Here is an 18,831-nt window from a genome sequence, read left to right as displayed (position 1 = left end):
TGTCGCGGCGAAAGTCAGCTGTGGCGAACTGCAATTCACATAGATGACAGTGAAAAGCGTGGATAAAAAAGGGATAAGCACCACAAATGCTTATCCCTCTTCTTGTCGACCTTGGCGTTGTGCCCTTGTCACCTGCTGCCAGTTAGCCGCTATTCGATTCCGTTCTGCTGCGCTCGGCAAACAGCCAGCGTTAACTAACGATTGAGCTCAGGGTTGTTCATCAACCGGGCATAGAAGGCCAGCAAACCGTGGCGCAGGCGAACCCGCTCCGCCAGCCAGCCAGCCAGCCGCCAACGAGCGCCCCCGTTACCCCACCCACCAGCAACAGCGACTGCCAGTAGTGCAGCAACTCCTGATCACCGAGTAACAGCCAACCCAGCAACATAATCGCGGCCACCAGCAACAACAGCGGACTGGCGGCAATCCCTAACCAGATCGCCACCAGCACACTCCGGGCAACCCCTTGTTGCAGCACGCTTTCGCGTTCCCTGTGATCCAACTCCCTGCACTCTTCCTTGCATTCTTCCCTGCACTCTCGCTTGTTTGGCATCATTTGCATCCATTTGTGGCTTGGCACCACAAAAGCACACCAACAAGACAAAATGTCAATAAAACAGAACTCGATTGAACAAACATCAACCAAAAACTACCAAGAAGCCACTTCAGATCATGAAAAAGCTGCATTTGGTACAAAACACGGCCATTAGAGATGGAAAACAGGTGCATTCATGGCGGATTATCACTATTCTGCTTCGGTTGCCAGCCAACACTAAAAATTGAAAATGGCATGGCGTAACGAAATAAATACAGCTTTCGTCAGGTTTTGGCTACGCACTGCGGCCTGCTCAGGATGAGCCCAACACCGACCAGAGACAACAGAGACGTAAGGACAGACCCATGGATTTGAAACAAGACGGTGAGGAGCTGAAGCGCGGCCTTAAAAACCGCCACATTCAGTTGATTGCTTTGGGCGGCGCCATCGGCACCGGCCTCTTTCTGGGCATTGCCCAAACCATCAAGATGGCAGGCCCCTCAGTCCTGCTGGGGTATGCCATCGGCGGCTTTATCGCCTTCCTGATCATGCGCCAGCTCGGTGAAATGGTGGTGGAAGAGCCGGTAGCCGGCTCCTTCAGCCACTTTGCCTACAAATACTGGGGTGAGTTTGCCGGTTTTGCGTCCGGCTGGAACTACTGGGTGCTCTACGTGCTGGTGAGCATGGCCGAGCTGACCGCGGTGGGCATCTATGTCCAGTACTGGTGGCCCGAGATCCCGACCTGGATGTCGGCAGCCTTCTTCTTCGTGCTGATCAACGCCATCAACCTCTCCAACGTCAAAGCGTTTGGCGAAATGGAGTTCTGGTTCGCCATCATCAAGGTGGTCGCCATCATCGGCATGATTGGCTTTGGCGGCTATCTGCTCCTCTCCGGTGCCGGCGGCCCCGAGGCGAGCGTCACCAACCTGTGGGCTCAGGGCGGTTTCTTCCCCAACGGCATCAGCGGTCTGGTGATGGCGATGGCGGTGATCATGTTCTCCTTTGGCGGTCTGGAGCTGGTCGGTATTACCGCCGCCGAAGCGGACAATCCCGAGAAGAGCATTCCCAAGGCCACCAATCAGGTGATCTACCGCATCCTCATCTTCTACATCGGTGCTCTGGCTATCCTGATGTCCCTCTACCCCTGGGGTAAAGTGGTGGAAGGCGGCAGCCCGTTTGTGATGATTTTCCACGCACTGGACAGCAATCTGGTCGCGACCGTGCTCAACATCGTTGTACTGACGGCAGCACTGTCGGTCTACAACAGCTGCGTCTACTGCAACAGCCGGATGCTGTTCGGTCTGGCCAAACAGGGCAACGGCCCGAAAGCCCTGCTCAAGACCAACAAGAGCGGCGTACCGCTGGTTGCCCTCTCGGTCTCGGCCATCGCCACCCTGCTCTGCGTGCTGATCAACTACCTGATGCCGGGCAAGGCGTTCGGCCTGCTGATGGCGCTGGTGGTCTCCGCACTGGTGATCAACTGGGCGATGATCAGCCTCGCGCACCTCAAGTTCCGCAAGGCCAAGGTCGCGGAAGGCGTCCAGCCCAAGTTCAAGGCGTTCTGGTATCCCTTCGGCAACTACCTCTGCCTCGCGTTCATGGCCGGTATTCTGGTGATCATGTATATGACCCCCGATTTCCGCATCTCGGTCGAACTGATCCCCGCCTGGCTGGTGGTACTGGGCATTGGCTTTGTCATCAAGCGCAAAGGACAAGCTCAAAGCAAGGTCGCAGCCAATCTGGGTTAATGCCCGTAGCTGAGAAAAACAATGCAAAACGCCGATCGGATGATCGGCGTTTTTTTTATTGCGCGCAGCGCAACTGACCGCACTACTAGCAGCCATAGCCCTCAGGAAGGCAGCTCTTGCCTTTGATCTTGCCGATGCTCCGGGCTGTTGACGCAACACTCATCGCGGAAAAAGGCGATGATCTCCTCCAACACCGCGTATTGAGAGACGCAAAGCAGGGTGCGACTCTCCCGGTTTTGCTTCACCAGCCCCACCGAGACCAGCGCCGCGATATGGTGGCTGAGGGTGGAAGCGGGGATCACCAGCTGCTTTTGCAGCTCCCCCACCGGCAGCCCCTGCTCTCCCGCCTTGACCAGATGCTTGAAGATAAACAGCCGGGTCGGATGACCCAGCTCTTTCAATGCCTTGGCGACCTCTTCTAGTTGCATCTCTGCGCCCTCCACGAATTTGATATTTCGATAATACCAGAAATATCTTGACCGACCATTCATTTCGATTATTTTGGAAATATAGAAACCAAGTGAGGATACGACAATGAATGAGTGGTTAACCATGCTGACCGATGCAGCCCAGATGTTCCTGTTTCTGGCTGTCGAGCTGTCGGTGCTGTTTCTGGTCATTAGCGCCGGGGTCAGCCTGATCCGTCAGAAGATCCCCGACGAGAAGATCCAGCGGATGCTGGGGGCGAGACATGGCAAGGGCTATCTACTCTCAGCCCTGCTCGGCGCCGTCACCCCCTTTTGCAGCTGCTCCACCATCCCGATGCTGAGAGGACTACTCTCGGCCAAGGCTGGCTTTGGCCCCACCCTCACCTTCCTGTTTATTTCGCCCCTGCTGAACCCCATCATCGTCGGCTTGATGTGGGCCACCTTCGGCTGGAAAGTGACCCTGCTCTACGCCGTGATCGCCGCCAGCGTCTCCGTCATGGCGAGCATGCTGCTCGACAGATTGGGGTTCGAGCGCCATGTCATCGACCCCAAAGAGGCCACCCCCTCTTGCGGTAGCGGCTGTGGCCCGGCGACCCGCACCACCACTCAAGCACATTGCAGTGACAACCAACGCGGCGTCATTCGCGCAATCAAACCCCTCAACGGGGCAGCGTGCTGCCCGGCACCTCAACCAGAGATGGCAGAACAGGCCACCCTCTCCTGCTGCGGCGATGGCACGGCAGTCCTGACCAGAGCACCACAGCTCCCCACCGCCTGGGGCAAAGCTCGCATTGATGCCTGGCAGCAGTTCAAAGCGGTATTGCCCTTCCTGCTGCTGGGGGTGCTCATCGGCTCGTTTATTTACGGTTTTATTCCGGCCGAGTGGATCGCCGCCCATGCTGGCGCCGACAACCCGCTGGCCATCCCCTTCAGCGCCATCGTCGGGATCCCGCTCTACATCCGTGCCGAGGCCGTGATCCCGCTGGCATCGGTACTGCTGGGCAAAGGGATGGGAATGGGCGCCGTCATGGCGCTGATCATCGGCAGTGCCGGTGCCAGCCTGACCGAGGTGATCCTGCTCAAATCGATGTTCAAAACCCCGATGATTGCGGCCTTCCTTACCGTGATCCTCGGCATGGCGATCCTGATGGGCTACCTGACGCAACTGCTGTTTTAAGTCGCCCATCATTAAACAGACAGGGTGTTAAGCCAGCTGAGTGTGAAACCATCAGGCTTCCCATAGACAAAACGCCGATCAACTGATCGGCGTTTGTCTATTCCGTACGGCAATCTGCAACCGGCGTTACAGATATTGCCCGACGATGGAGCAGATCCTCGACGTCACGGGCGATATGGTCGGGTTGGTGTTCCCAGCGCTCCGGGGTCGCGCGGCTATAGGCGACAGCCACCGAGATCACACGGCTCTGCTCGCCAAGCGCCCCTTGCAAATGACGAGCAAACTGCACATCCGCTTCATGATCACCGATATAGATGAGCGACGGACACCTGGCTGGGCCGAAGATAGACTCCAGACATTTGAGGCCGCCGAAAGGGTGTTTTTTGCTACTGTGCGGGCACGTCATCGTAGCCAGCCACGGCCTTGAACTGGCTGTTCACACCATGCAGTTCAAGCACACGGAGAAGGGTTTTTAGGCGTTTTTCGAACAAATGCCATGGGAAATGGCAGAGAAATGGTCAATCACCACCTCCAGCTCCTAAAAAATGCACCTAAGTCCCTGTCTCTCCTGATGTTTGGCTCACAGACTGCCAGCCTGCACCATCTCGTCCCGCGACAAACCGTAGTAATCCCTATAGAGATCCTGCCAGTTCTTGGCGGCGTGATTGGCATGGTGATACTCCGCTTCGCTGCGCAGATAACGAGGTAACTGATCGCCGGTCAGATGGGGGGCGACATCAGCCAGGATCTGCTTGGCGATATCGATATTCTGCGGCACCGAATTGACCAGGGTGCTGTCATAATTCCATAAAATCGCCCCCAACTTAATTGCCTTACCTGTATCGCTGCGTGGCTATAAGTCATGCGATGTTACTTGGCTTGCGTCCCCCGCCAAACCGTTGCGATGGAAGATGTGTAGATGCCCCTGCTAGGCGCAGAACAGTTAATGAGCAACAACACAATAAAATGAGCAGCCTCTGCCATACTCAGACGATGCATTCCGTTATGGTAAAACCGGAGCCTGATCATGGTAACCAACACACCTCACACTACAGATACCGAAGTTGAATTTACCGACAACGTCCAGTTGGTATCGACCACCGATCTCAAAGGGGACATCACCTACGCCAATCCGGCGTTTTGTCAGGTGGCAGGCTATCGCCTGGAAGAGATGCTGGGACAACATCACAACCTGGTACGCCACCCAGACATGCCCAAGGCGGCATTCGCCGATCTCTGGGCCCATCTAAAAGCGGGCAAGCCGTGGCGGGGCATAGTCAAAAACCGCTGCAAGGATGGTAGCTATTACTGGGTTGATGCCTATGTCACCCCGATCTATGAAGATGGCAAGATGGTGGGTTACCAATCCGTTCGTTGCCGACCCTCCGCAGAGCACAAAGCGCGTGCCAACAAGATGTACAAAACCCTTAAGGCACGCGAAACCGGCTCCGCCATTCACATGGGGCAGCGCCTGCTCACTCCGGCCATCATGACCATACCCCTGCTGCTGCTCAGCGTGATCAGCGCGCTCTGGCTGCTCACACCACTGCAGGCGCTCTGGATCATCATTCCCCTATTGGCCACCCTCTGGTTCAACCGTAATGCGCTCTTCCTCACACCGCGATTCTTGCAACAGCTTGAGCAGGACTACGACAGCATCAGCCGCCTGATCTTCTCGGGGGATGCCCCCCACAGCATTGCCGATTTCCATATCAAGCTCTGGCAAGCCAGAATCCGTACCGTGCTGGGAAGAGTCGATGACACCACACTCTCGCTCAATGCCATGGCCAACAATTTGAGTGGTTCGGCCGCACTGGCCAGCAGGGATATCTCCTCACAGGATATGCAAATTCAGCAAGTCGCCACCGCAGTTACCCAGATGGCATCAGCTGCCGAAGAGATCAGCCGCAATATTCAGGACAGCAACCAGCAGATCGAAGAGGCGCGCAACCATTGCATCACCACCAGCAATCAGCTTTCCGATGCGGGAGAAGAGATGTCGGCACTGGCTACCCAGGCAGAGCAGGCCTTCCAGTCAGCCGTCGAGCTGGCAAGCGAGTCCGAACGGATCGGCAGCATCATGAGTGAAATTCGCGGGATTGCGGATCAAACCAACCTGCTGGCACTCAATGCCTCCATTGAAGCAGCGCGGGCGGGCGATCAGGGACGCGGCTTTGCAGTGGTGGCTGACGAGGTACGCAGCCTGTCGACCAGAACCCATAGAGCAACAGAGCAGATCCAGAGCAGCATTGGTCATATCCAGCAAACCCTCGGGGGATGGAAAGAGATGATGCATCTCAATGTGACCAGAACCAATGATTGCCTCGCAACCACTCGGGCAAGCACCGGCAACCTGAATCAGGTCGTGATCGAAATAGACAAGGTCTCTGATTTTTCCAATCAAGTTTCCGCTGCAGCGACCCAGCAGCAAGCGGTGATCGAGGAGATCTGTCGTAATATCAATCAGATATCCTCACTTTCTCACGATAACAGCCTCAAAATCGATCAGGTCAGTAAAACCAGTGCCAACTTGCAGAGCAAAGCGAGCCAGCTCAAGGACCTAAGCCGGACATTCGGATAGCAGCATGCAGATAAAGTCCATGTAAACGAAGGGCCACCCGTCTGGGTGGCCCTGTTGTTTATACGGCTTAACTGTTGCTCCTGGACGCCACTTACTTGGCGTAATCCTCAGTCGGGATACAGGAGCAGAACAGGTTGCGATCCCCGTAGACATCGTCGATGCGGTTCACAGAGGGCCACAGCTTGCTGGCGCGCACGGCGTCGGACGGGAAGACCGCCTCGGCGCGGCTGTAGCCACGGGACCACTCTGCATCCATCACGTCGTCCTGGGTGTGCGGCGCATGGACCAGCGGGTTGTCGGTGAGGCTCCAGTGGCCGTCCTGCACCTTGGCGATCTCGGCACGGATGGCGGTCATCGCCTCCACGAAGCGGTCCAGCTCGCGCTTGGATTCCGATTCGGTCGGCTCGACCATCAGGGTACCCGCTACCGGGAAGCTCATGGTCGGCGCGTGGAAGCCGTAGTCCATCAGCCGCTTGGCCACGTCCATCTCGCTGATGCCGGAAGCTTCTTTGAGCGGGCGGATATCCAGGATGCACTCGTGGGCCACCCGACCGTTGCGCCCGGAGTAGAGCACGGGGAAGGATTCACCCAGCTTCTTGGCCAGGTAGTTGGCGTTGAGGATGGCCACCTGGGTGGATTTCTTCAGCCCCTCGTCGCCCAGCATGGCGATATACATCCAGCTGATGGGCAGGATGCTGGCCGAGCCAAACGGTGCCGCCGACACGGCGCCGTTGTTGCGGCTCTCCTTGTCGGTCTTGACCACGGCGTGACCGGCTACGAACGGTGCCAGGTGTTTCTTCACGCCGATGGGGCCCATGCCCGGGCCGCCACCGCCGTGAGGAATGGCGAAGGTCTTGTGCAGGTTGAGGTGCGACACATCCGCCCCGATAAAGCCCGGCGCCGTCAGCCCGACTTGCGCATTCATGTTGGCGCCGTCCAGATAGACCTGACCACCGTGCTGGTGAACGATGTCGCACACCTCCTTGATGGTCTCCTCGTACACCCCGTGGGTGGAGGGATAGGTCACCATCAGACAGGAGAGCTGATCCCCCGCCTCGGCCGCCTTGGCGCGCAGGTCGTCGAGATCCACGTTGCCGGACTTGTCACAGGCGGTGACGATCACCTTGAGCCCCGCCATCTGGGCAGAGGCGGGGTTGGTACCGTGGGCAGAAGCTGGGATCAGGCAGATGTCGCGATGCCCCTCGCCACGGGACTCGTGGTACTTCTTGATGGCGAGCAGACCCGCGTACTCGCCCTGGGCACCTGAGTTGGGCTGCATGCAGACCGCATCGTAACCGGTCACCTTCACCAGCCAGTTTTCGAGGTCGGCCAGCAGCAGTTGGTAGCCCTTGGCCTGTGCCAGCGGGGCGAACGGGTGCAACTTGCCGAACTCGGGCCAGGTCACCGGGATCATCTCGGCGGTGGCGTTGAGCTTCATGGTGCAGGAGCCCAAGGAGATCATGGCGTAGTTGAGCGCCAGATCCTTGGCTTCGAGACGGTGGATATAACGCAACATCTCGGTTTCGGAGTGGTACTTGTTGAACACCTCGTGGGTCAGCACGGCGTCGGTGCGCAGCAGATCCTGCGGGATGGCGTGATGGGCCTGCGCCGCCTTGTCGAGAGCCTCGAGCTCCAGTCCGTGACCTTGACCGAGGAAGAGATCGAACAGCTCGGCCACATCGCCGCGGGTGGTGGTTTCAGAGAGGGACACCCCTACCGCACCGTCGAGATCGGCGCGCAGGTTGATGCCGAGCCCCTCGGCCTTGGCAATGAGTGCTTCTTTATCTGCCGTCAGCACGGTCAGGGTATCGAACCAGCTGGCATGCTTGAGGGCCACGCCCTTGGCCTTGAGGCCGAGCGCCAGAATGGTGGTGAGACGGTGCACACGGGAGGCGATGGTTTTCAGCCCCACCGGGCCGTGATAGACGGCGTAGAAGCTTGCCATGTTGGCCAGCAGCACCTGAGCAGTACAGATGTTGGAGTTGGCCTTCTCGCGGCGGATATGCTGCTCGCGGGTCTGCATCGCCATGCGCAGCGCGGCCTTGCCACGGGCATCCTTGGAGACACCAATGATGCGGCCCGGCATGGAGCGCTTGTAGGCATCACGGGTGGCGAAGAAGGCGGCATGTGGGCCACCGTAACCCATGGGCACACCAAAGCGCTGGGCGGAGCCCAACACCACATCGGCGCCCAGCTCGCCCGGGGATTTGAGCAGCAGCAGGGAGAGCAGGTCGGCGCTGACGCAGGCCAGCCCTTTCTGGGCCTGTACCGCGGCAATCAGGGCGCGCAGATCTTTCACCTCACCTGTGGTGGTGGGGTACTGGAACAGGGCACCGAACACCTCTTCGCTCACTGCATCGCTGGCGGCGCCAACCGCCACGTCGAAACCGAAGTGAACCGCACGCTCCTTGACCACGTCGATCACCTGCGGATGCACGTCATCGGCCACGAAGAAGAGGTTGGATTTGGACTTGGCCATCCGCTTGGCCAGCGCCATCGCCTCGGCGGCGGCGGTCGCTTCATCCAGCAGGGAGGCACTGGCCAGATCCATGCCGGTGAGATCCAGCGTCAGCTGCTGGAAGTTGAGCAGGGCTTCGAGACGGCCCTGTGCCAGCTCGGGCTGATAGGGGGTGTAGGCGGTATACCAACCCGGATTTTCCAGCACATTGCGCAAAATGACGTGGGGCACATGGGTATCGTGATAACCCATGCCGATATAGCTCTTGGCAATCTTGTTCTGAGCGGCATAGCCCTTGAGCTTGGCCAGCGCCTCCACCTCGGTCATGCCGGCACCGATGCCGAGCGGGCCCGGCAGGCGAATGGCGGCAGGCACGGTCTGTTCAATCAAATCGTCCAGGCTTTCGGCCCCGACGGTCGCCAACAGCTGGCGCAGCTCTTCCTCGCCCGGGCCGATATGGCGGCGGACAAAATCGGTTTTTTGCTCGAGTTCAAACAGTGACTGGGTCATTTCCCTATTTCCTGATAAATAAGTCCTGGCATGACATCCTGATAACCAAGACCTGATGTTCCTGATCGTCGGCTGATACCGACTCCACTCATGTTCTGGGTCCCGCAGACAAGGTGCGGCACCGGATGCTGCGGCAGCATCAAGAGGGGATCGCCTTGTTGCGGACCGGCCCGTTTACCCTGGCAAGAGCAGGCTGGTAAACGACAGACGCGGGCGACTTCACCCTTCCACCGGCCGGTGCTTGCCCGGCTGGCGGTCATACAAAGGGGCCCTGCTGTGTTGGCAGGGCCCGGGGGCATTACTCTTCGTCCACCACGTTCTGGTAGCCTTCGGCATCCAGCAGGTTGGCCAGCTCGCTCTCGTCATCGAGCTTGATGCGGAACAGCCAGCCAGCGCTGTAGGGGTCGGAGTTGACCAGCTCGGGGCTCCCTTCCAGCTCTTCGTTGACGGCGATGATCTCGCCGCTCACCGGGCTGTAGATATCGGAGGCCGCCTTGACCGACTCGGCCACGGCGCAGTCGTCACCGGCACTGACCTGCTTGCCCACTTCCGGCAGCTCGACAAACACCATGTCACCCAGCAGCTCCTGGGCGTGCTCGGTGATACCGACCACGGCCTCGCCGTTGGCTTCAACACGGATCCACTCGTGGGAAGTGGCATATTTCAGTTCGCTCGGGATATGGCTCATTTGTGCTTCCTTTGATCTTTGAGTCGCGTTTAAAAACGAATATGAAAAGGGATGGGGGAGGCACTGCCCTCCCCCAAAACGGTATTAAACCAGCTTCTGGCCGTTACGGACGAAAGCGGGCTTGGTGACCTTCACGGTGACCAGCTTTTTGCGGATCTCCACCTCGGCCAATTCACCGATATCGCGGGGCACCCGTGCCAGGGCAATACTGTAGCCCAGGGTGGGGGAGAAAGAGCCGGAGGTGATCACACCTTCCCGCTTCTCACCGTTTGCCGCAGTGAAGGTAACGGGCATACCGGCACGCAGCACCCCTTTCTCCTCCATCACCAGACCCACCAGCTTGGGCTGGTTGCCCGCCGCTTTCTGCGCTTCCAGCACGTCACGGCCGATGAAATTGCGATCGCTCGGCTCCCAGGCGATGGTCCAGGCCATGTTGGCGGCGAGTGGAGAGATTGACTCGTCCATATCCTGACCATAGAGGTTCATCCCCGCTTCGAGGCGCAGGGTATCGCGGGCACCGAGGCCGCAGGGGGCCACGCCGTTATCCAGCAGCGCTTGCCACAGCTCGCAGGCTTTCTCTTGCGGCACCACGATTTCATAACCATCTTCGCCGGTGTAGCCGGTAGTGGCGATAAAGAGATCGCCAGCCTGCACGCCGAAGAAGGGTTTCATCCCCACCACGGCGGTACGCTGAGCGGCGCTCAGCACAGCAGCAGCCTTGACCTTGGCGTTGGGGCCCTGCACCGCAATCATCGCCAGCTCAGGACGCTCGGTTACTGTGATATCGAAATCGATGGCGTGATGGCGGATCCAGGCCAGATCCTTCTCGCGGGTAGCGGAGTTGACCACCAGCCGGTAAAACGTATCGCCAAGATAATAGGTGATGAGGTCATCGATAACCCCGCCTTCCGGATTGAGCATGCCGCTGTAGAGGGCCTTGCCGGGGGCAGTGAGTTTGGCCACGTCGTTGGCCAGCAGGTGTTGCAGAAAGGCTTTGACCCGTTCGCCGGTCAAATCGACGATGGTCATGTGGGAAACATCGAACATACCGGCATCGCTGCGCACCGCGTGGTGCTCTTCCAGCTGGGAGCCGTAGTTGATGGGCATTTCCCAACCGTGGAAGTCCACCATCTTGGCGCCGGCTTCCAAGTGTTTGGGATGCAGTACAGTAGTCTGGATCATCGCATTCTTTCCTTAGCAAAAAGCCTTTTCGCTTTGGCGACCACCCTTGCGACCCGCGCCACCGCTCTGACTGCATTGCGTGCAACAAAAAGCGACCGGATCCAAAAGTGTGTGCTCGCTCCTGCCCTTGCCAGGCAAGAGGGATTCCTTGAACGGAGCGGATTATATGACAAGCAGGCGAGCGTGCCGCTCAAAAAAAACTAATCCCCTCCCGTAAAACTGACTCCAGACACTAAGATAAATGCAGTGATAAAAACAGCCATAAGCCGACTCAGGCGAGATTAAATTTTGATTTTCACCGTTTCGTCACAATTTGCAGAAAAACGTTTCGCTCCAGAGCAAAATTAAAGGCTGACACCCAAAACGGGTCGTCAGCCTTGTCGGATTACTTTTGTTGTCAAAAACGGCGAGTAATATTAGTTTTTTTCACCCTTGGCCTGCATGGCACTGCCTTTGGTCGCAGCAACAGCCCAGTCAGGACGGGCCAATGCGGGCAACTCTCCCTCCAGCCCCATGGCGGCGCGGATCACCCCCTCCTTGAAGGGCGTCAGCAGATTGGCCGCACGCAACCCCACGCCCCGCACCAGCTTCTTGAGCGGGTTGGCCCCGCTGAACAGCCGCTTGAGCCCCTCCATCGCAGCGAGCATGCGAGCCGCTTCGCTCTTGCGCCAGCGCTCGTAGCTGCGCAGGTTGGCGAGCAGGCCGATATCCTCGCCCGCAGCATGATTTTGCAAGATCTGCTCCGCCAGCGCGGCAGCATCCAGCAGGCCAAGGTTGACCCCCTGCCCCGCCAGGGGGTGGATGGTATGAGCGGCATCTCCCACCAGCACCAACCGCTCGCGAGCAAAGTCGCGGGCATAGCGGGCGGTGAGGGGAATGGCGCTGCGCGGCCCCTCCACCTTGCACAGACCGAGCCGGGCATCGAAGGCGGCGGTAAGCTGGCGATTGAACTGCTCGTCGTCGCAGGCGCAGAGCGCCTCGGCGCGGGCCGCAGGCAGCGACCAGACGATGGAGCAGAGGTTCTCTTGCCACAGCGGCAAAAAGGCGAGCGGGCCATCCGGGGTAAAGATCTGGCGAGCAACAGCTTCATGGGGTTCGGCGCAGCGCACCGTCGCCACCAGCGCGTGGTGACCGTAATCCCAGCTGGTGAGCGGGATATCGGCCTGACGGCGCACCCAGGAGTGGGCGCCATCGGCGGCTACCACCAGTTTGGCCGAGATAGCCTGACCATCTTCAAGGAGCAGCAGGGCGCCCGCCGGGCCGCTCTGCAGGCTCTTGGCTCTGGCGGGGGTCAGCAACTGGATATTGCTGGCACCTTCAATCGCCTCAAGCAGTGCCAGCTGGATCACCCGATTCTCGACGATGTGGCCGAGGTTGGCCTGACGCAAGCTGGCGGCATCGAAGTCGATATGGCCGAAACTGTCCTGCTCCCACACCGCCATCTTGTCGTAGGCCTGCAGGCGGCGCGCTTCAATGCCGTCCCAGGCGTCGACATGGCGCAGGATCTGCTGGCTGGCCAGACTCAGGGCGCTGACCCGGTTATCGGCCACCTCCCCCAGCTGCGGGTCGGGCAGTTGCCCCTCCACCACCAGCACCTTGAGGGCGCTATGTTTCAAGGCCGCAGCGAGCCCCAGCCCCACCATGCCGCCACCGACAATCACCACATCCACATTTTGCATCTGCATCATCTCATCCTTTCAGGGCTGACCGGCTGGCCAGCGAGGGGACGCCCGCAAGCATCACCTCTTTATTCAATAGGTTTTGATCAACGAATGGCGGTCACCATCTTCCGGTCAACAGGTTCCACTCAACAAGTGCTGGCTAGTTGCCGCACACATCGGCGACAAAGCCCAGGGTGCGCGAGGCAAGCGGCGCCTTGAGGCACGGGAATCGCCCCATCAGGGTGAGCGCCAGATTGCGCCCCGCCACCAGCGGATCGTGACCATTGGAGAAGAGCTGGGCCAGCGAAGAGGTGAGCCAGACGGTCTGCTCCTGATCGCGCTGACGCTGCTGCCAGTAGCCACTCAGTACCTTGAAGCTGCCGATATCCTCCCCCTCTGCCAACGCCTTGGCTACGGCGCCGGTAAGCAGGTCGAGATCCCGCATCCCGAGGTTGAAGCCCTGTCCGGCAATGGGGTGCAGGGCGTGGGCGGCATTACCGACCAGCACTGTACGCTGGGCCAGCGGGTAGTCGCAGGCGGTCAGAATGAGCGGATAGACGTGACGCACGCCACATCGCTCGAAGCGGCCGAGCCGCCAGCCAAAGGCCTGCTGCAGACGAGCAAGAAACGCCACCTCATCGAGGGCCATCAGCTCATCCACCTCATGCTGCCCGACGCTCCATACCAGCGAGGAGAGCCCATCCTGCATCGGCAGCAGGGCCAGCGGCCCCCCTTCGGTAAAACGCTCGAAGGCGCGTCCCTCAGGGTCTTGCGCCGTTTTGACCGTGGCGATGATGGCGTGCTGCTCAAAGTCGTGGCGGGTCACCGGCAACTTGAAGTGCTGACGCACAAAGGAGTTGCCGCCGTCTGCCGCCACCAGCAGGCGGGTCTCAATCTGTTCACCGTCCTCAAGGGTGAGGGTCACCTTCTCCTCATCGGGCACAATCTCGCTCACCCGTGCCGGACAACAGACCCGGATATTGGGAGAGGCCGCCATCGCCCGTTGCAGCTCATGACCGGCAGCTGCAAGCTCGATCACCTGGCCCAGCGCGGGCAGGCCGTATTCAGCGGCCGACAGGCGAGCCTGACCGAAGTGGCCCCGATCCGAGACATGAATCTGGGTAATGGGAGCGCAATGGGGGGCAAATAGCGGCCAGAGTCCGCGTCGCAACAGCGCATCACAGGTACCGGCCGAGAGCGCAATGGCGCGGGCGTCGAACCCTGAATGGGTGTGCTGTTCGGGGACGCTTGCCTCCAGCAGCAGGATCTCGAGGGGGGAGCCATCGGATCGAAGCAGGGCTGCCAGCGAGAGGGCCAGCACGGCACCGCTCATTCCACCGCCGACCAGGGTGACATCGACCTGTCGCACATCAGATTGAGACATAAGCAGAGAGGAAGAAGTGAAAAAGGTGGCCTCATGCTATCACAAAGCCGCAGGCCGAATGCGAGGTCACCGGCAAAAAACCGGTTGTGCCTCACAGGGTTAGCCACAACAGCGCCATAAAAAAGAGCGCCATCAGGCGCTCTTGCAGATTCAGTAAGGGTCGCGTTGACCCGCACCTCAATGAAGGGTCGGCGGCGCGCTCGGGGTATCGGGGCGCTTGCCAAACTCTTCGAAGGCCATCATGACCCCCAGCTTGACGTGTTCGTAGAGCACCAGGAAGGAGGCTTCGTTCTCGTCATCTTCCTGATCGAACTCGGCAGAGACCTGAGTGATGCTGGCGATATCCTGGATCATCTCCTGCAGCTCTTCCGACGCGCGGGAGAGCTCCTGCTGCACCACGCCGAAACCGGCCAGAAACGCCTGTGACCAGTCCACCAGCGAATCGATGCGCTCGTCGAGGGGGGCATCATCACTTGGCAGCAGCAGCTCGACGCCTTTCTGGGCCATCAAGCTCTCGACTACATTGTGATAAAGATCGGTCATCACCTGGCGCACCGGGGCCGGCAGGCCGAAACCGTCGTTCACCAGATCGTTGAAATGGGGCACCCAACTCTTGTCGTCCAGTGCCACACCGCCGCACACCAGACCGCAGATCACACCATGGGCCTCTACTGCGCTGGCCATCAGCTCATGTTGTTCCATGATGTCGGCCACTGCCGCATATTTAAGGGGGTTCGTTTTGCTCATCGAGGATCCGCTCAAAGTTCAGTCAAATTTGCAGAATTAATGGTCAGGATCCTAGCATTCTCCCTCTTGCAGAGCCAGCAAGGCCTTGAAACTTATGCATCTGCGCTATATAGTCCCGCCCAGTTGTCCACGTGGATAAAGGCGGAAATCAGCTCCGCCGTATTGAGGAAGGCATGAGCACAGAGGCCGTAGAAATCGTCATTTTGGGACGTCCCTACAAGGTATCCTGTCCCTTGGGACAGCAGGATGCCCTGCGCCAGGCCGCCGAGCAGCTGACCGACAAGTTGATCGACCTGCGTCAACGCTCCAAAGTCTCCAGCAACGAGCAATTGGCTATCATGGCAGCGCTCAATTTCTGTCATGAGCTCTGCCTTGAAAAAGAGAAGAACCACCAATACTCTGAGACCATGGACAAGCGGATCAAGATGCTGCAGCGCACCATCGAAGCGGCCCTGATCGAGCACGGACAATATGGTGATTCCAGCGAAGAGGGGCAGCAGCCCTAATCGCAAACCGTTTTAAAATTCCCTGGGATGTTTGTCAGCCGGTTCAAGTCCCCGAGCCGATATTCATACCAAACAGGGGATCTGCCTTCTGGCTATTGCGCATGCTCGGCACGACCGAGAAGCCTGCGGTCAGATCCGATCCCCGCCTTGAACCGACGGTTCAAGGGCCCAAACCGGCAACGGCATCTCGGGGTACCAACAGCAAAAGCCCGTCACCAGCGTGACGGGTTTTTTCTTTTCCGGAATTAACCTCACAACATCGATCACTACATCAAGCTAATGCGATCTCCTAGCCCGTTCTCCGGATAAAACAAAGCCCACCGCTGAGGGTGGGCTTGCTCCAGATGCAAAGAGAGCGGCAGATCAAATTGCCATCTGCTCGTGGGGGGAGCCATGGTGGCGTAACCAGACAAAACTCAGCGCCACGATCAGCACCATCAGGGTCATGATGGCACCCAGAGTCACCTGACCGGTCATCGGGAAACCGGCCGCCAGCAGGGTCACCACACCGGCACCCAGATTCTGCATCCCGCCGAGAATGGCACCCGCGGTACCGGCCTGACCCGGGAAGGGCTCGATGGCACAGGAAGTGGCGGTCGGGTAGAGAATACCGCTACCGATGAAGTAGACAGCCGCACCACCGACCAGCGAGGCGGCACTCACCACCCCGAACAGCCCCGGCACCAGAATGATGAGGGAGCCGAGCGCCAGAAAGGCGATGCCAAGGCGCATCAGCTTGCCCTGGCTCAGGCGAAAGCTCAGCTTGGCAGAAAGCCAGGCCCCGAACAGATAGCCGGGCAGCGGCAGCACGAACAGCACGCTCACGGTGCGGGCGCTCAGTTTCAGCACATCGCCGAGCAGCACACCGGCCGCAGCCTCGAACACTGCCAAACCGGCAAAGGTCGCCATCAGGCAGAGCAGGTTGCCCTGAAACTTGGGGTTGCCCAGCACATGGCGATAGGCAGCACCGACGCGCAGTGGCTGACGGGCAGCAGCAGGCAGGGTCTCGCCAAACCAGGCCATGATCGCCAGGGTGGCTACGGCACCAAAACCGAACAGGAACCAGTAACCGGCGCGCCAGTTGAACAGCTCGGTCAGCCATCCCCCCAGCACCGGTGCCAGTAGCGGGGAGAAGATCACCCCCATGCTCACCAGACTGTTGGCGCGGTTGAGCTCGGCGCCGTTGTAGCGATCGCGCATCACGGTACGGCTCATGGCGCCACCGGCACCGGTACCCAGCCCCTGAATAAAGCTGCCCACCAGCAGGGCGGCAAAATGGGGGATGACCTGAATGATCAGGGTGCCTACCAGAAACACCATCATGCCGACGATCAGCACCGGGCGACGGCCGATGCGATCCGACAACGGCCCGTAGACAAACTGGGAGAGGCCATAGGGGATCAGGTAACAGGCCATCACCGCCTGTAACTGGCCCGAGGCCACGTTGAAGTCCCCCGCCATCATGGGAATGGAGGGAACATAAAGGGTCTGGGTCATCTGGCCCACAGCGACCATCAGAATGGTCAATAAAAACAACGGATAAAAACTGTGCCGATCCATATCAGTCCCAAAAAAATCGAAAAAATGCTGCCGCACCTCTGGCACAAAATGGCCCAGAGGAATCTGATCACAGAGGCTGTGATGCAATCAAAAACAGTGTTGGAAACAGTAGGCGGGGAGCCCGCCAAGCCACCGCACAGGACGCTTGGTGGTATGGGGGCATCATAGTGATTCAGCTCACAAAAAACGAACGAATCTTTATAATCGGCTTGCCTTAGTTTTTCTAATATTACGGGGCAACACGCCCCGTCAGCAGTTAAAAATCAACGTGTTACCATCTGCTGCGCCTGCTTGATCAGCTCATCGGGCTGCTCCTTGCGTGGCGGTATGGTGATCCCCTTCTGGCAGGCAGGTTTCTCTGCCATGCGATCCATCCAGGCTTGCAGATGGGGCAATCCCTCGATGGAGATGCCGCTCCAGTCATAAATACGCACCCAGGGCCAGGTGGCAATGTCGGCGATGCTGTACTCGTCCGCCAGATATTCGTGATGGGCCAGATGGCTGTCGAGTACCTCGAACAGGCGGCGCCCCTCCTTCTGGTAGCGTTCGATGGCGGCGGGGATCTTCTCGGGGAAATAGCGGTAGAAGACATTGGCCTGCCCCATCATGGGTCCTACCCCGCCCATCTGGAACATCAGCCACTGGATGGCCTGAGAGCGGCGTTTGGGATCAACGGGCAGCAACTTGCCCGCTTTCTCCGCCAGATAAATGAGGATGGCGCCCGACTCGAATACGGCGAAATCGTCGTTATCCCGATCGACGATAGCCGGAATACGGCCATTTGGGTTGATGGCGAGAAACTCGGGCTTCTTCTGATCCAGTGCAGACAAATCGAGAGGAATGACCCGATAGGGCAAACCCAGCTCTTCGAGGGCGATCGCCACTTTGAAACCATTGGGGGTCGCGGCGGTGTAAAAGTCGATCATGATTCACTCCTTGTTGGTCATAGCCAGATTGCACGGTTGGAACAGGGTGCAACACCATAGCCGCCTCATCTTGCAACAAGTGACCGGCTCCAGACCATTAAAAAGCGGCGCACCGTAGGCCAAACAAGGCCACGGTGCGCCGCTGGTGCTCTCTGGCAATAGTAGATATTAGTTAATCACGGCGACCGGCTTGCGCTGGCGCAGCATGATCAGGCGGGAAAGCAGCGGGAAGTAGGACTCCAGCTTGCGCAACAGCACCCGGCTGCAGGCAGGCTCGGCCAGCTCCGACTCATCCAGCACGATGCCGTTTGAGACAAAATAGAAACGGGGGTCACGCACATCCGGCCCGCAGACCGTCAGCTCCTTGTCTCCCTTACGGATCAGCAGCGGCAAGACCGGCAAACCGATCGTCTCATCCTCTCCCCGGGCAAATCCGGCATCCTGCCAGGGCGCATCGCCGTCGATCAGCAGGATCGCCGCCTCCGTCTTGGCCGGTTGCCACTGGGCCAGGGGGGTCACGGTGATGTGGGCAAAGTGATCACCATACTCGGGTGATGACCGCAAGATGGCCAACAGTCCCTCGCTGGCTGCTGACACGTTCTGACTCACTAATGACAAATTCATGGCTCATATCCCTATGCTCATGACAGCCTGTATCCGGCTGCTGGGATAAGACTAGCGCAGATCTGGTCTATATTGGAGCCGTCAGATCTGGCAGTCGCAATCAATTAGTCGTAGGGGGA

General features: G+C 59.0%; 17 protein-coding genes and 1 other RNA gene. 5 read left to right on the top strand and 13 right to left on the bottom strand.

The genetic code is table 11. The features are described 5' to 3' along the window. Nucleotides 1-220 precede the first annotated feature (220 nt). Nucleotides 221-499, bottom strand: a complete 279-nt coding sequence (locus tag G5533_RS00975) for a hypothetical protein (RefSeq protein WP_441254281.1) — start codon at nt 497-499, stop codon at nt 221-223. A gap of 398 nt (nt 500-897) precedes the next feature. Between G5533_RS00975 and G5533_RS00970 the strand changes: the two genes are divergently transcribed. Continuing rightward, nucleotides 898-2,280 carry an amino acid permease gene (locus G5533_RS00970; RefSeq protein ID WP_005352966.1) on the top strand — a complete coding sequence of 461 codons (1,383 nt, stop codon included), beginning with the start codon at nt 898-900 and terminating at the stop codon, nt 2,278-2,280. 101 nt (nt 2,281-2,381) lie between these two features. On the opposite strand, the gene G5533_RS00965 is transcribed toward G5533_RS00970, so the two are convergent. Then, complete coding sequence (locus G5533_RS00965; RefSeq protein ID WP_128815807.1) at nt 2,382-2,708, bottom strand: ArsR/SmtB family transcription factor; 327 nt, start codon at nt 2,706-2,708, stop codon at nt 2,382-2,384. Nucleotides 2,709-2,814: 106 nt separating this feature from the next. Between G5533_RS00965 and G5533_RS00960 the strand changes: the two genes are divergently transcribed. Continuing rightward, a complete protein-coding gene (locus G5533_RS00960) occupies nt 2,815-3,885 on the top strand; it encodes a permease (RefSeq protein ID WP_323905664.1) in 1,071 nt (356 codons plus the stop codon). A 97-nt stretch (nt 3,886-3,982) separates the two neighbouring features. Here G5533_RS00960 and G5533_RS00955 read toward each other — a convergent pair whose 3' ends face one another. Both G5533_RS00955 and G5533_RS00950 read right to left on the bottom strand, forming a co-directional pair. Further along, complete coding sequence (locus tag G5533_RS00955; RefSeq protein WP_421204716.1) at nt 3,983-4,174, bottom strand: hypothetical protein; 192 nt, start codon at nt 4,172-4,174, stop codon at nt 3,983-3,985. A 291-nt stretch (nt 4,175-4,465) separates the two neighbouring features. Beyond that, a complete protein-coding gene (locus tag G5533_RS00950) occupies nt 4,466-4,708 on the bottom strand; it encodes a hypothetical protein (RefSeq protein WP_421254827.1) in 243 nt (80 codons plus the stop codon). A 204-nt stretch (nt 4,709-4,912) separates the two neighbouring features. On the opposite strand from G5533_RS00950, the gene G5533_RS00945 reads away from it, so the two are divergent. Further along, nucleotides 4,913-6,466 carry a methyl-accepting chemotaxis protein gene (locus G5533_RS00945; RefSeq protein ID WP_421204715.1) on the top strand — a complete coding sequence of 518 codons (1,554 nt, stop codon included), beginning with the start codon at nt 4,913-4,915 and terminating at the stop codon, nt 6,464-6,466. Nucleotides 6,467-6,557: 91 nt separating this feature from the next. Here G5533_RS00945 and gcvP read toward each other — a convergent pair whose 3' ends face one another. The 6 genes from gcvP to G5533_RS00915 all read right to left on the bottom strand — a co-directional run bounded on the left by gcvP (nt 6,558) and on the right by G5533_RS00915 (nt 15,096). Next, on the bottom strand, nt 6,558-9,434 hold the full coding sequence (gcvP, locus tag G5533_RS00940; RefSeq protein ID WP_421254828.1) for an aminomethyl-transferring glycine dehydrogenase: 2,877 nt from the start codon (nt 9,432-9,434) through the stop codon (nt 6,558-6,560). Nucleotides 9,435-9,732: 298 nt separating this feature from the next. Beyond that, nucleotides 9,733-10,122 carry a glycine cleavage system protein GcvH gene (gene gcvH, locus G5533_RS00935; RefSeq protein WP_005333898.1) on the bottom strand — a complete coding sequence of 130 codons (390 nt, stop codon included), beginning with the start codon at nt 10,120-10,122 and terminating at the stop codon, nt 9,733-9,735. Nucleotides 10,123-10,206: 84 nt separating this feature from the next. Continuing rightward, the gene (gene gcvT, locus G5533_RS00930) at nt 10,207-11,304 is read right to left on the bottom strand and encodes a glycine cleavage system aminomethyltransferase GcvT (protein WP_005352980.1); all 1,098 of its coding nucleotides are present in this window, start codon (nt 11,302-11,304) and stop codon (nt 10,207-10,209) included. Between the two features lie 416 nt (nt 11,305-11,720). After that, nucleotides 11,721-12,989, bottom strand: coding sequence for an FAD-dependent 2-octaprenylphenol hydroxylase (locus tag G5533_RS00925; RefSeq protein WP_139405357.1), 1,269 nt, complete (start codon nt 12,987-12,989; stop codon nt 11,721-11,723). 136 nt (nt 12,990-13,125) lie between these two features. Continuing rightward, entirely contained in the window at nt 13,126-14,349 is a 1,224-nt protein-coding gene (gene ubiH, locus G5533_RS00920; protein ID WP_216977464.1) for a 2-octaprenyl-6-methoxyphenyl hydroxylase, read from the bottom strand. 177 nt (nt 14,350-14,526) lie between these two features. Further along, nucleotides 14,527-15,096 (bottom strand): UPF0149 family protein, encoded by a 570-nt coding sequence (locus G5533_RS00915; protein ID WP_005346580.1) that lies wholly within the window; start codon nt 15,094-15,096, stop codon nt 14,527-14,529. A 173-nt stretch (nt 15,097-15,269) separates the two neighbouring features. Here G5533_RS00915 and zapA point away from each other — a divergent pair, with 173 nt between their 5' ends. Together zapA and ssrS are read left to right on the top strand one after the other, a co-directional pair. Beyond that, nucleotides 15,270-15,602, top strand: coding sequence for a cell division protein ZapA (zapA, locus tag G5533_RS00910; RefSeq protein WP_005333910.1), 333 nt, complete (start codon nt 15,270-15,272; stop codon nt 15,600-15,602). 16 nt (nt 15,603-15,618) lie between these two features. Beyond that, nucleotides 15,619-15,800: non-coding RNA, 6S RNA (gene ssrS, locus G5533_RS00905), on the top strand. 165 nt (nt 15,801-15,965) lie between these two features. Here ssrS and emrD read toward each other — a convergent pair. The 3 genes from emrD to G5533_RS00890 all read right to left on the bottom strand — a co-directional run bounded on the left by emrD (nt 15,966) and on the right by G5533_RS00890 (nt 18,712). Then, nucleotides 15,966-17,162 carry a multidrug efflux MFS transporter EmrD gene (gene emrD / locus G5533_RS00900; protein ID WP_076492248.1) on the bottom strand — a complete coding sequence of 399 codons (1,197 nt, stop codon included), beginning with the start codon at nt 17,160-17,162 and terminating at the stop codon, nt 15,966-15,968. A 263-nt stretch (nt 17,163-17,425) separates the two neighbouring features. Then, complete coding sequence (locus G5533_RS00895; protein ID WP_124929151.1) at nt 17,426-18,088, bottom strand: glutathione S-transferase family protein; 663 nt, start codon at nt 18,086-18,088, stop codon at nt 17,426-17,428. Between the two features lie 168 nt (nt 18,089-18,256). Further along, nucleotides 18,257-18,712: a hypothetical protein gene (locus G5533_RS00890; protein WP_005352991.1), complete on the bottom strand. Its 456-nt coding sequence runs from the start codon at nt 18,710-18,712 to the stop codon at nt 18,257-18,259. Between the last annotated feature and the right edge of the window lie 119 nt (nt 18,713-18,831).

Origin of the sequence: Aeromonas sp. A600620, from assembly GCF_029479985.1 — a bacterium.
GTDB classification, from domain to species: Bacteria; Pseudomonadota; Gammaproteobacteria; order Enterobacterales; family Aeromonadaceae; genus Aeromonas; species Aeromonas veronii_A.
Note: the sequence above shows the minus strand (reverse complement) of the source record. Positions and strands in the feature narration are given on the sequence as shown.